Source organism: Xylanivirga thermophila (assembly GCF_004138105.1).
Taxonomy (GTDB): Bacteria; Bacillota; Clostridia; order Caldicoprobacterales; family Xylanivirgaceae; genus Xylanivirga; species Xylanivirga thermophila.
In genome coordinates this window covers 139540-152849 of sequence record NZ_RXHQ01000002.1, presented here as the reverse complement: position 1 = coordinate 152849, position 13310 = coordinate 139540, and the positions used below count along the sequence as shown (strand labels likewise).

13 protein-coding genes are annotated in these 13310 nt (G+C 38.8%); 12 read left to right on the top strand and 1 reads right to left on the bottom strand.

All coding sequences use genetic code 11. From position 1 onward, the window contains the following. The first annotated feature begins 17 nt into the window (after window positions 1-17). The 6 genes from EJN67_RS01855 to fabZ all read left to right on the top strand — a co-directional run bounded on the left by EJN67_RS01855 (window position 18) and on the right by fabZ (window position 4737). Window positions 18-920, top strand: a complete 903-nt coding sequence (locus tag EJN67_RS01855; protein ID WP_129721590.1) for a M23 family metallopeptidase — start codon at window positions 18-20, stop codon at window positions 918-920. Window positions 921-1183: 263 nt separating this feature from the next. After that, window positions 1184-1435 carry a sporulation transcriptional regulator SpoIIID gene (spoIIID, locus tag EJN67_RS01850; RefSeq protein ID WP_129721589.1) on the top strand — a complete coding sequence of 84 codons (252 nt, stop codon included), beginning with the start codon at window positions 1184-1186 and terminating at the stop codon, window positions 1433-1435. Window positions 1436-1615: 180 nt separating this feature from the next. Further along, complete coding sequence (gene mreB / locus EJN67_RS01845) at window positions 1616-2656, top strand: rod shape-determining protein MreB (protein WP_129721732.1); 1041 nt, start codon at window positions 1616-1618, stop codon at window positions 2654-2656. 25 nt (window positions 2657-2681) lie between these two features. After that, complete coding sequence (flgF, locus tag EJN67_RS01840) at window positions 2682-3431, top strand: flagellar basal-body rod protein FlgF (RefSeq protein WP_129721588.1); 750 nt, start codon at window positions 2682-2684, stop codon at window positions 3429-3431. 13 nt (window positions 3432-3444) lie between these two features. Then, window positions 3445-4251 carry a flagellar hook-basal body protein gene (locus EJN67_RS01835; RefSeq protein ID WP_129721587.1) on the top strand — a complete coding sequence of 269 codons (807 nt, stop codon included), beginning with the start codon at window positions 3445-3447 and terminating at the stop codon, window positions 4249-4251. A 45-nt stretch (window positions 4252-4296) separates the two neighbouring features. Then, window positions 4297-4737 carry a 3-hydroxyacyl-ACP dehydratase FabZ gene (gene fabZ, locus EJN67_RS01830; protein WP_207207943.1) on the top strand — a complete coding sequence of 147 codons (441 nt, stop codon included), beginning with the start codon at window positions 4297-4299 and terminating at the stop codon, window positions 4735-4737. 8 nt (window positions 4738-4745) lie between these two features. Here the strand turns inward: fabZ and EJN67_RS01825 are convergent, their stop codons facing one another. Then, window positions 4746-5462: an ATP-binding protein gene (locus tag EJN67_RS01825; protein ID WP_129721586.1), complete on the bottom strand. Its 717-nt coding sequence runs from the start codon at window positions 5460-5462 to the stop codon at window positions 4746-4748. Window positions 5463-5599: 137 nt separating this feature from the next. On the opposite strand from EJN67_RS01825, the gene purR reads away from it, so the two are divergent. The 6 genes from purR to mfd all read left to right on the top strand — a co-directional run bounded on the left by purR (window position 5600) and on the right by mfd (window position 13294). Beyond that, entirely contained in the window at window positions 5600-6415 is an 816-nt protein-coding gene (gene purR, locus EJN67_RS01820) for a pur operon repressor (RefSeq protein ID WP_129721585.1), read from the top strand. A 119-nt stretch (window positions 6416-6534) separates the two neighbouring features. After that, window positions 6535-6798: a septation regulator SpoVG gene (gene spoVG / locus EJN67_RS01815; protein ID WP_129721584.1), complete on the top strand. Its 264-nt coding sequence runs from the start codon at window positions 6535-6537 to the stop codon at window positions 6796-6798. A 112-nt stretch (window positions 6799-6910) separates the two neighbouring features. Next, the gene (glmU, locus tag EJN67_RS01810) at window positions 6911-8284 is read left to right on the top strand and encodes a bifunctional UDP-N-acetylglucosamine diphosphorylase/glucosamine-1-phosphate N-acetyltransferase GlmU (RefSeq protein ID WP_129721583.1); all 1374 of its coding nucleotides are present in this window, start codon (window positions 6911-6913) and stop codon (window positions 8282-8284) included. Next, the gene (locus EJN67_RS01805) at window positions 8281-9234 is read left to right on the top strand and encodes a ribose-phosphate diphosphokinase (RefSeq protein ID WP_129721582.1); all 954 of its coding nucleotides are present in this window, start codon (window positions 8281-8283) and stop codon (window positions 9232-9234) included. Before glmU ends, EJN67_RS01805 begins: the two co-directional genes overlap by 4 nt. Window positions 9235-9263: 29 nt before the next feature. Then, entirely contained in the window at window positions 9264-9824 is a 561-nt protein-coding gene (gene pth, locus EJN67_RS01800) for an aminoacyl-tRNA hydrolase (protein WP_129721581.1), read from the top strand. 11 nt (window positions 9825-9835) lie between these two features. After that, a complete protein-coding gene (gene mfd / locus EJN67_RS01795) occupies window positions 9836-13294 on the top strand; it encodes a transcription-repair coupling factor (RefSeq protein ID WP_207207942.1) in 3459 nt (1152 codons plus the stop codon). Window positions 13295-13310: the final 16 nt, after the last annotated feature.

The window sequence follows — 13310 nt, the reverse complement described above, 5'->3', positions numbered from 1 at the left end:
GGTAGGAGGTGTATATTATGAGTGAAGGAAAGGACAAGCTGAGGAAAATTTTTAATAAGGAGAGATTTGTAAGTTTTTTGGACAAGCAAGGCTTTTATATTGTATTGTTTGTATGTTTGTGTGTAATAGGTGTAACTGCCATATTCACTTCAAGTACGGGAAAAAATCCTGGCCTTGATCCAAATAGGGATAATGATATGGCATTGGAAGATCAGAATAATGGCACAGAAGTGGAAAATCAAGAGAAATTGCCTGAAAATGCGAAAAATACTAAGAAAACAGAGAATGTCAATGAAGATAAGAAGCAAGAAGATGATGGGAAGGTTGATATAAAGGTAAAAGATGTAATAGAAGATGAAAAAGCAGAGCCTAAGGAAAAGGGACAAGCAGATGCTCATAAGGAAACAAAAAAAGATGAGAATGTACAGAAAACCTCGACAAAGAAGTCAACTCCAACTAAAGCATATGCAGCAGAGAACTCAAAGCCTGTTTCTGCACAGAACAAAACCACCGCAGCTATTATGAAAATGCCAATAGAAGGGAATATAATAAAGGGATTTGCCATAGACGAATTGGTATATTCAAAGACACTCAAGGAATGGTCTACCCATGGAGGCATAGATATTGAAGCACCATTGGGTAGTGAAGTAAAGGCGGTTATGGCTGGAACGGTAGAATCTATAGAAGAAGATCCACTTATGGGGATTGTAATAACTCTAGATCATGGTAATGGGCTACAGAGTAGATATATGAATCTATCCACTAAAGATATGGTTAAGGTTGGGCAGAATGTGGATCAGGGCCAAACAATAAGTGGTATAGGCAGGACTGCAGCAGCTGAAATATCTGATGCCCCCCATTTGCATTTTGAAGTATTAAAAGATGGTAAAAATGTAGATCCAAATATGTATTTAAAATAAAGGACACATAGAAGAACCAGAGGAATAAAATCCTCTGGTTCTTCTATGTGTCCTTTATTTTGCTTATTTGAACTATTATATTTGCTTTCTCTAATAATCTTATATTTATAGGAAACTTCAGACTAGATGTAAAAAATAATTGTGTGGAAATATAACGTTTTTTTATCTAATCCCTTCTATATATTATTTTTTTTGCATATTTATCAATATAGCCTGATTATAATGGATCAGGTAGTTATAGTATTTTAAAGGGGGTTCTCAGTTTGAAGGACTATATTGAAGAGCGCACTTTAGAGATTGCCAATTATATAATAGAGACAAAGGCTACAGTAAGGGAAGCAGCCAAAGTGTTTAAAGTGAGTAAAAGCACTGTACATAAAGATGTATCAGAGCGCCTCCCTAAGCTTAATCCAATAATTTATGAAGAAGTAAGAAAGATTTTAGAGAAGAATAAGGCCGAGAGACACATACGAGGAGGCTTTGCAACTAAGATGAAATACAAGACAATGGATTAAGGTATGGAAATACCGTAAATAACTTGATATAATGTAAGAGAAAAAAAGGATTTTGATAAAAAACATAGAATAAAGAAATAGGATAATTTTGTATCATTTTCAAACTGAGATATTATCATATACCTAGCTGATTAAGAATAACACAATCAACAAAAGAAAAGAAAGGATAGGTGGGCTGTGCTGGGATATAAAGATATAGGGATAGATTTAGGTACATCTAGTATACTGGTGTATGTAAAAGGTAAAGGCATAGTACTTAGGGAGCCTTCTGTTATTGCCATAGACAAGGAGACAAATACCATGCTGGCTGCTGGTGAAGAGGCAAGGCGCATGCTTGGCAGGACTCCAGGTAACATAATTGCCATAAGGCCGCTTAAGGATGGAGTGATTTCCGATTACGATATTACGGAAAAGATGCTAAGATATTTTTTAGGCAAGGCAGTAGGGAGAAGTGTGTTTGGTCGTCCTAGGGTAGTAGTATGTGTACCTAGTGGCGTTACCGAGGTAGAAAAAAGGGCGGTGTTGGATGCTACATATGAGGCAGGTGCCCGGCACACCTATCTTATAGAAGAGCCCATAGCTGCTGCCATAGGAGCTGGCCTTGATATAAGTAGGGCCTATGGTAATATGGTGGTGGATATAGGGGGAGGCACTACCGATGTTGCGGTTATATCGCTAGGTGGTGCCGTTGTTACTGATTCTATAAAAATAGCAGGAGATATATTTGACGATTCCATATCCAGATATATGCGAAAAAAATATAATCTCCTAATAGGTGAACGGACAGCTGAAAATATGAAGATAAACATAGGTTCGGCATTTCCAAGGGATGAGCAGATAATTATGGAGGTCACGGGTAGAAATCTGATATCTGGTCTTCCTAAAACGGTAGAGGTATCGTCAGATGAAATGGTAGAGGCCCTTGAAGAACCGGTACAAGCTATTGCAGAGGCAGTCCATGCTGTTTTGGAGAGGACGCCTCCTGAATTGGCCGCTGATGTAAGTGAAAACGGTATTGTAATGACAGGCGGTGGTGCTCTTCTCTATGGTATGGACAAGATTATCCAAGAGCGTACTAGGATAAATGTCCATGTGGCAGAAGATGCTGTATCATGTGTTGCCATAGGTACGGGCAAGGCTTTGGAGGATATAGATATATACGCCGAGACTGCCATTTTTGAATATCGTCATGGAGCGGCATATCAGGGCGGAGGTAGATAGATTTTTAATGTGAGGTGTTTAATATATGGTCAGGGGACTTTATACAGCTGCTACTGGCATGATACACCAGCGGAATCGATTGGATACGGTGGCGAGTAATATTGCAAATGTTAATACTAGAGGGTTTAAAAGGGACATGGTAGTGGAGCGGGCATTTGAAGATGAGTTGCTTTTGCGCATGGACAAGGATGGTATACCTAATAGCCGGATAATAGGTACCATAACCCATGGAGTTTATGCAGATAAGGTAATGACTGAATTTAAACAAGGTAATATCCAGGAAACTGGCAAATCAACTGATATAGCCCTATTAGGTGATGGTTTTTTTACAGTCATGACCGATCAGGGAGAGCTCTATACTAGGGATGGCAGTTTTACCATAGATAGCTATGGTCGTTTGGTAACTGCTGAAGGCTGGCAGGTATTAGGACAAAATGGTCCTGTGTATGTCTATAATGACCAATTTACTGTAGATCCATATGGCAACATCATGCTAGGTGGTAATTATATAGATACATTAAGACTGGTTAACTTTGAGGATCCTGAAGTGCTCCAAAAGGCGGGAGATAATTATTTCATTAATACGGATCAGGGTGGTATGATTCCCTTTGCAGGCGAGGTAAGGCAAGGATTTGCAGAAGGTTCTAATGTGGATGTGATAAGGGAAATGGTAGATATGATGACGGCTACTAGGGCATATGAATCCAATCAGAAGATATTAAAGATGATAGATGGTACTCTAAATAAGACGGTAAATGAAGTAGGACGGGTATAGGAGGAGTATTTTAATGATTAGAGCGCTTTATACAGCTGCTTCGGGTATGGCAGCTCAACAGAATAATATAGATGTTATTTCAAATAATATATCGAATGTGGAAACTCCAGGATTTAAAAAGAGCAACACCCTTTTTAAAGATACTTTATATGATGCGATGGATATAAATAGACCGGAGCCTGTAAATCTACAGGTAGGAAATGGGGTAAAGGTGGGCTCACTGGATAAATCTTTTACTCAAGGTAATATACATGAAACGAATAATCCAATGGATATAGCTATACAGGGGGCAGGTTTTTTTAAACTCCAATCGGGAGATGGCATAATAAGATATACTAGGGATGGAAGTTTCAAAATAGCGCCGCAATTTACTCCAAATGGCATAGTCCAAAGATTGGTTACGGCAGAGGGATATTATGTAGTTGATAGATATACAGGACAGCCTTTGGAGTTTAATCTCCCATATCAGGCTAATCCAAATGATGTTGTCATATCCCAGGAAGGATTCGTATTTATTAACGATCCAAATGGCAATGCAATCCCCATAGGTGGAATTGATGTGGTGCAGTTTGCAAATCCCAATGCACTTGAGGATGTAGGTGGGAATATGTATGCATTACCACCTCAAGGTACAGAACTTACTGGGGAGGAAATGCAGAGTACATCTATATTAAAGCAGGGTTATTTAGAAGGATCAAATGTACAGTTGTTTGAAGAGATGACCAATCTTATAGCGGCCCAGAGGGCATACCAATTAAACTCTAGGGTATTGCAATCAGCCGATGAGATAGAGAGACTTGCCAATAATGTTAGAGATTAATGATAATATAGACCTTGGAAGTTTTATAGGGGGGAATTTCATTTAATGGAAAATCATATGGACATAGAGGGTATTATAGGCTGTATACCACATAGATATCCATTTCTGTTAGTAGATAAAATAATAGAGTTGGAGCCAGGTAAACGGGCTGTAGGGATAAAGAATGTTACAATAAATGAACCCTTTTTTCAAGGCCATTTTCCAGGGCATCCAGTTATGCCGGGTGTACTTATAGTAGAGGCTTTGGCGCAGGTAGGGGCAACTATAGTATTAAGTGCTGAAGAAAACAAGGGTAAATTGGCCTTTTTTGCAGGGATCGATAACTTTAGATTTAAACGGCAGGTAGAACCAGGGGATCAATTGAGACTTGAGACAACTATTACTAGAATGAGGACAAGCATGGGAAAAGGTGAAGCCATAGCATATGTAGGCGACGATGTGGTGGCCAAAGGTGAGATAATGTTTGCAATAGGAGAAAAGGCTTAATCTTATGGTTAAGCCTTTTCCCAAAGATTGATATTTTTTGAATTCAAAAGGGCAGATAATATTTGTTCACTGCTGTTTGGAATCTCTTGATTTAGGTAACGCATCATATCCTTCATATCCTGCCTTTTTGTAATGCCATTGGCAGGACAGGGGCTTTTTACTACAGGTAGGTTATGCTTTTGTGCTACCCTTTTTATATCAGCCTCTGAGGCATATACAAGGGGCCTTATGACTGTTAGATCCTTTCTACTCAAATATGTTACTGGGGCAAAGGTATTAAAACGTCCTTCATAAAAAAGACTCAACAAAAGTGTTTCTATAACATCTTCACGATGATGACCCAGTGCTACTTTATTGCATCCTAGTTCCAATGCTGCATTATGAAGTGCACCACGTCGCATTTTGGCGCATAGCGAACATGGGTTTTTCTCATGTCGTACATCAAATACTATTCTACCAATCTGAGTATGTTTTATTGTATATCGTATATCCAATTCATTGCAAAAGGTTTCTACCTCTGTTAGATCAAAATCATCAAAACCCATGGTAAGGGTTACGGCTTCAAGCTCATATGATACGGGGGAAAAATACTGATATAATCTTAAAGCCTTAAGAAGGGTAAGGCTGTCTTTACCTCCAGATATGCCTACTGCAATTCGGTCACCTTCATCTATCATATTAAAGTCTTGTACTGTCTTTCTCAAACAACCTAATACCTTTTTCATGCGTTTATTTCAATCCCTTTCTGTAAAATACCTGAATGAAACCAAAAAAATATATAAAAACATTCGGATTTCTATCATAACTGTGCTATAATAATCTATAATATATAAAAAAGTATATGTTTGCAAGGGGATATAAAATGGGAAAAATTAAAAGAAATGAACGGATAGGGGCTATGATAAAGATTTTAACCGATAGGCCAAATTATATCTATAATCTAAACTTTTTTAGCGAAATGTTTTGTGCATCGAAATCTACAATAAGTGAGGATGTGGATATAATAAGAGGTATATTCGAACGTTTTCAGCTGGGCGAAATTCGTACTGTAACTGGAGCGGCGGGAGGTATAAAATACATAGCATATCCTAGCATGGAGCAATCCATGATATTTGTTAAAGATTTATGTGAACGTCTTTCACAGCCTGATAGGATTTTGCCTGGTGGATTTATATATATGACGGATCTTATATATATGCCGGAGATTGCAAAAACTGTAGGAGAGATATTAGCATCTCAATTTGTACAAGATGACCCTGATTTTGTCATTACAGTAGAGACGAAGGGTATACCTATCGCCATGATGACGGCAAAAGCCCTCGATTGCCCCGTAGTTATTGCCAGGAGGGATAATAAGGTTACAGAGGGATCGGTGGTTACCATAAATTATGTATCGGCTTCATCAAACCAAATACAGACCATGTCCCTTCCAAAGCGAAGTGTTAAAAAGGGTCAAAAGGGTCTTATAATAGATGATTTTATGAAAGGTGGAGGTACGGTAAAGGGTATTGTAGATATCTTAAAAGAGTTTGAAGTGGAAGTTGTGGGAGTTGGTGTGGTTATAGCTACTCGCCAACCTGAAAAGAAGATGATCGATAAATATAAGCCCCTTATGATATTGGATGAAATAGACCAAATTAACAAAAAAGTAGTGGTTACCCCGGCAGCATGGATATAATATAGGGAAAATAGGGCAAAATTTTTATAGAATATTTCAAATTTTAGCAGGACTATATACCTTTTTGGCGAATTAATATATGACTAAGGTTTTATGGAACTGGAAGGTGGTGAACTGGCATGAATATTACTGATGTAAGGGTTAGAAAGATTAATAATGAGGGGAAGATGAAGGCAGTAGCTTCAGTTACTTTTGATGATGAATTTGTAGTTCATGATATAAAAGTAATTGAAGGTCAAAATGGCATGTTTATCGCTATGCCTAGTCGTAAGACTCCAAATGGGGAGTATCGAGATATAGCACATCCTATTAACTCGGATACTCGTTCACAACTTCAACAACTTATTCTAGATAAGTACGAAAGCATGGATGAGGAGGAATAAGCTTTAAGGGAGAGGCATCTCTCCTTTAAGGCTTATTTTTTTCCATGTTTTTTTCAATAATATATTGTATAATGATATTTGCAAAGTGCTTTTAGATATGGAGGCGCAAAAAATGAAAAAAAGAGTAACTACTGTAATAATGGCTGCTGGTGAAGGAGTCAGGATGAAATCAAAACTGCCAAAGATGCTTCACAGTGTATGTGGTCGTCCAATAATAGATTATGTTGTGGATGCTGCCCTTGATATATGTGATGATGCTCCTATATTGGTGGTTGGGCATGGTGCCGAGGCCATAAAAGAGCATTTAGGGGACAAGGTAAGGTATACATATCAGGAAGAACAGCTGGGGACTGGGCATGCAGTGATGATGGCCCAGAAATATCTTGAAGGTATGGATGGATATGTGGTAGTATTAGCAGGTGATACCCCGCTGATTACAGGTAAGCTTTTAGGCGATATGGTTAATCATGCTGTGGAGCACGATTATTCATGTGTAGCCCTTTCTGCCATTGTAGAAAACCCTACTGGTTATGGCAGAATAATTCGAGATGTGAATGGGGATTTTAGCTGCATAGTGGAGCATAAGGATGCTACATCTGAGCAAAGGCAGGTAAAGGAGATAAATGCTTCGATGTATTGCTTTAAGGTGCAGAATTTGCTTGAAAGTTTAAAAAAGCTGGATAATAATAATGCCCAGCATGAATATTATTTGACGGATGTATTAAAGATATTAACATCTGAAAATAAAAGGGTAGGCATATACTGTGCAGATGATGCCAGCTATATAATGGGTATAAACACTAGGGTACAGCTGTCCCAGGCTGACAAGCTAATGCGATTACGTATTAACAATTGCCATATGGATAATGGAGTCACAATAATAGATCCTGAAAATACCTATATAGGCCCTAATGTACATATTGGGCAGGATACTATAATATATCCGGGGAATGTTATAGAAGGAGATACATATATAGGAGAAGAATGTATTCTTTACCCTAATAGCCGGTTGCTAAATGCAAGGGTAGATGATAAGGTTATTATACAAAATTCTGTTGTGTTAAACAGCCAAATAGGAGAAGAAACTACAATTGGGCCTTTTGCATACATTCGTCCGGGTAGTATAATAGGAGGACATGTGCGCATTGGGGATTTTGTGGAGGTAAAGAATGCTGCTATAGGAGATGGTACCAAGGTGTCACATCTTACATATGTAGGCGATGCCAATGTGGGAAATGGTGTAAATGTAGGATGCGGGGTGGTATTTGTAAATTATGATGGTAAGGAAAAACATAGAACAGTAGTAGAAGATAATGCTTTTATAGGCTGTAATACCAATTTAGTTGCACCTGTAAAAGTAGAGCAGAATTCATATATAGCTGCCGGATCTACTATTACTAAAACAGTACCAAAGGGTGCTTTGGCTATAGCTAGAGCACGTCAAGAAAATAAAGAAGGTTGGGTAGAAGGGAGAAATAACAGATGATAACTCATGGAACAAGTATAAAGATATTTACAGCCAATTCTAATCCCAAGTTGGCTAAATCTATTTCCGATCATTTAGGGGTGCCATTGGGCAATGCATGCGTTACTACGTTTAGCGATGGTGAGATATCGGTAAACATACATGAGACGGTAAGGGGAGCAGATGTATTCGTAGTGCAGTCTACCTGCTCACCAGTAAATAACAATTTGATGGAGCTGCTTATAATGATAGACGCCTTTAAGAGGGCTTCAGCAGCACGTATTACAGCGGTTATACCCTATTATGGGTATGCAAGACAGGATCGTAAGGCAAAGGCAAGGGATCCGATTACAGCAAAGTTGGTGGCTGATCTATTAACAAGTGCAGGTGCTGACAGGGTACTTACAATGGATTTGCATGCTGCACAAATACAAGGATTTTTCAATATACCAGTGGATCATCTAAGGGGTGTACCTATACTTGCCCAAAATTTCCTTGAAAACGGATTTGAGGGTGATGATTTGGTTATAGTGTCACCTGATCTAGGGAGTGTTACTAGGGCAAGGGATTTTGCTCATAGACTAAGTGCACCTTTAGCGATTGTGGATAAGAGAAGGCCTAAGGCAAATGTAGCTGAAGTTATGAACATAATAGGTGAGGTAAAGGGTAAAAGGGCCATACTTATAGATGATATGATAGATACGGCAGGAACTATTACCCAAGGGGCAAAGGCACTAATAGAGATGGGGGCAAAGGAAGTGTATGCATGTTGTACCCATGGCGTCCTTTCGGGACCAGCTATTGAGCGTATACAGGATTCACCCATAAAGAAATTAGTTATAACCGATACCGTTCCTCTCCCGCCTGAAAAGCAGATAGACAAGATAGAGGTTCTATCTGTAGCTCCTATATTTGCAGAGGGCATAGATCGTATATACGAGGGTTTGCCGGTTAGCACCCTATTTGAATAATTTTTGTTTTAATAACAGGTGAGGGGATTATGTATATAATAATAGGACTTGGTAATCCAGGCATGGAATACAAGGATACTAGGCACAATATGGGATTTATGGTTTTGGATAGACTGGCCAAAAGGCATAGTATATCCATAGATAAGCTACGCCATAAGGCACTTATAGGGCAGGGTGTAATATCTGGCGAAAAGGTTGTCCTTGCAAAGCCACAGACATATATGAATATTAGCGGTCAGAGTGTTTCTTTGCTTAAAAATTGGTATAAGGTAGATAGCGAGCATATAATAGTGGTATATGATGATATAGATCTGGATGTTGGTATGATTAGAATAAGACCGTCTGGAAGTGCCGGTACCCATAACGGTATGCGTTCCATAATAGAGGACTTGGGAACGGATAAGTTTCCCCGTGTGCGGGTAGGTATAGGAAGGCCAACGGCCGGTAGAGATTTGGCGAATTTTGTACTATCAAAACCGGATCGGGATGACCTACCGATTTTGGATGAAGCGTTGGATAAGGCAGCAGAGGGTATAGAGATTATACTTTATGAAGGTATAAACCAGGCTATGAATAAATGCAATGGATGAGGAGTGATGCCGTGGAACCTGTATGGTTACAACCGATAAACAGATGGAGAGAGTTTAACAGTTTAAAATTCAATATCTATAAAGACAAGGGTATGACTGCAGTATACGGTTTATCCGAATCACAAAAATGTCATCTGTCGAGCGGCATACTATATCCTCTTGAAAAGACGTGTCTGTATATCACATATAATGATGCTCAGGCACAGCAGATGTATGAAGATTTTAAATTCTTTTACGGGGATAGGGTTGTAATTTTAACTTCTAGGGATATTTCATTTTATAATCTGGAAGCCCGCAGCAAGGAGTCGGCTGCAAAGCGGCTGTTAGTATTTGACAAGTTAATATCAAAGCAACCTGTTGTAATAGTAGCATCTATAGAGGCGGCACTGTTTTATTTGGTGCCGCCCCATATCTATGCCCAAAGTACCATATCCATTACAGTAGGGGATGAGTACCCACTTGACGAAATAATAGAGAAACTGGTAGTGATAGGATATGAACGGGTATCTACAGTCGAGGGCAAGGGGCAGTTCAGTGTAAGGGGAGGCATTTTGGATGTATACCCCTTAAGCCAATTAGATCCAGTTAGGCTAGAGTTTTTTGATGATGAGGTAGATTCCATACGGAAATTTGACGTAATGTCTCAGATATCCATTGAGAAATGCAGCCATATATCCATACCGCCGGCATGTGAACTAATACTTGATCCCCAGGTATTGGTGGAAGGGCGGGAGAGAATATATAAAAAACTTATTGAGTACAAGGCCAAAAGGACAAAAGAGGAGATAAGTCTGCACCTGGAAGAAAAAATAGGATTTATATGTGAAGAGTTGGAGGAGCAATCAAAGGATGATGGGCTGTTGCCCTTTTTTACGTTCTTTTATCCACAACCATCTAGTATATTCGATTATTTGGATGATGAATCTATAATTGTTTTAGATGATCCGCCACGTATAAAAGAGAGGTATGAAACGTGGGTTGGAGAATTTACAGAGGATTTTAAAAAACTCCTAGAAGAGGGAGAGGTGCTGCCGGATCAAGCCTTTGCCTTTTTGCAATATAATGAGTTTATAGAACGATGTGGGGATTTCAGAATAATTATACTTCAATCCCTTCCCAGGGATAACCCTGATTTTAAGCCAAACGTTACATACCAATTTATGTCAAGGACCATACCTGCATATCATGGTAAATTAGGTCTACTTATAGAAGATGTTTCATATTGGAAAAGCAAGGGCTACAGCATAATATTATTGACAGGCAATACTACAAGGGGTAAGGGATTGATGTCTTCCCTTATGGATAATGATATACCCGCTTTCATACTCGATACATATACAAAGCATGTGCAGCCTGGGCAGGTTGCTTTGATACCAGGAACACTCTCAAAGGGTTTTGAATATATAGATGCTAAGTTTGTTATAGTAAGTGATAAAGAGATATATGGTGTACAGAGAAAAAGACAATCTATGCCCAAAAAGTCTAGGAGAAAGCTTGATCCGTTTACAGATCTAAAGGTAGGGGATTACGTAGTCCATGAAAGTCATGGTATAGGCAAGTATTTAGGCATAGAGAAATTAGTAGTGGATGGACAGAAAAGGGATTACCTGCTTATACAATATGCTGGTACGGACAGGCTTTACATACCTACCGATCAGATGGATATGATACAGCCTTATATTGGAATGGGAGAGACAAGGCCAAAGATATCTAAGCTGGGAGGTGTCGAATGGCAAAAGGCCAAGGCTAAAGCTACTCAATCGGCTAAAAAGTTGGCTGCTGAGCTTATAAAATTATATGCAGCCAGACAGACGGCAAAGGGCTTTCAATTTTCTGCCGATACGGATTGGCAAAGACAGTTTGAAGAGATGTTTCTATATGAAGAGACTGAGGATCAGCTAAGATGTATACAGGATGTAAAAAATGATATGGAATCACCTAGGGTTATGGATAGACTGGTATGTGGTGATGTTGGCTATGGAAAAACGGAGGTGGCCATTCGTGCAGCATTTAAGGCAGTAATGGATGGTAAGCAGGTAGCCATTCTTGCACCTACTACTATATTGGCACAGCAACATTACAATACCCTTGTACGCAGATTCGAGGACTTTCCATTTAAGGTAGCTGCACTCAGTCGGTTTCGTAGTAAGAGTGAGCAAAGGGAAATATTAAGGGCATTAAAAGAAGGAAATGTGGATGTTATAGTAGGCACCCATAGGATATTAGGTAAGGATGTAAAATTTAAAGATTTAGGGCTCCTTATTATAGATGAGGAACAGCGCTTTGGTGTATCACATAAAGAAGCTATAAAACAGCTGAAAAAAAATATTGATGTACTTACCCTTACAGCTACACCTATCCCTAGAACCTTACATATGGCATTGGTGGGCATAAGGGATATAAGTATAATAGAGACTCCACCAGAGGATAGATATCCTGTCAATACCTATGTGGTAGAGTATAATCGTTCCATTGTAAGGGATGCTGTATTGCGGGAGATAAATAGGGGAGGACAGGTTTATTTTATATACAATAAAGTGCGTACTATGGATAAGATGCTTTTAGAATTAAAGCAATTGCTCCCTGAATTGGAAATCGGCATGGCTCATGGTCAGATGGGTGAAAATATGTTGGAGAAGGCTATGATGGATTTTTATGAGGGACAATATGATGTTTTGGTGTGTTCTACCATTGTAGAGAATGGACTGGATATACCCAATGTAAATACGATTATAGTATATGATGCAGATTACTTTGGTCTGTCTCAGCTTTATCAGTTAAGGGGCAGGGTAGGACGCTCAAACAGACGGGCATATGCCTATTTTATGTATAGAAGAGATAAAGTATTAAACGAGATAGCTGAAAAGCGTCTTAAAGCCATAAAGGAGTTTACTGAATTTGGCGCAGGATTTAGGATAGCTATGAGGGATCTGGAGATACGTGGATCTGGTAATATTCTAGGGCGGGAGCAGCATGGTCATATGGCAGCAGTTGGATATGATCTATATTGCAAATTGCTTGAACAAGCTGTATCTACTGCAAGTGGAGAGCAACAGGTAAAGGAAGTTGAGACATCTGTAGATATAAAGGTGGATGCATATATAGATTCATCATATATACCTCAGGAAGGTCAAAAGATAGAGTTATATAAAAGAATAGCAGCAATAACTAACATAGAGGATAAGAGAGATGTGGAGGATGAACTTATAGATAGATTTGGAGATATGCCTATAGCTACTCAAAATCTTATAGATATAGCATATATAAAGGCCCTTGCGAAGTCTTTAGGCATAGGTGAAGTTATTCAGGTAAATAATGAGATAAAGTTAAAGCCTGCAGATTATGATACACAACTTGATTCGGAGGTATTGCCTCCCATGTCCATAAGACTCAAAAAAACATCTTCGCAGGGTATATTAAAAGAAGTTGTGGATTTTTTGGAACAAATAAAGCATTTACAAAAGCATTAAAATCTGTTTATAATAG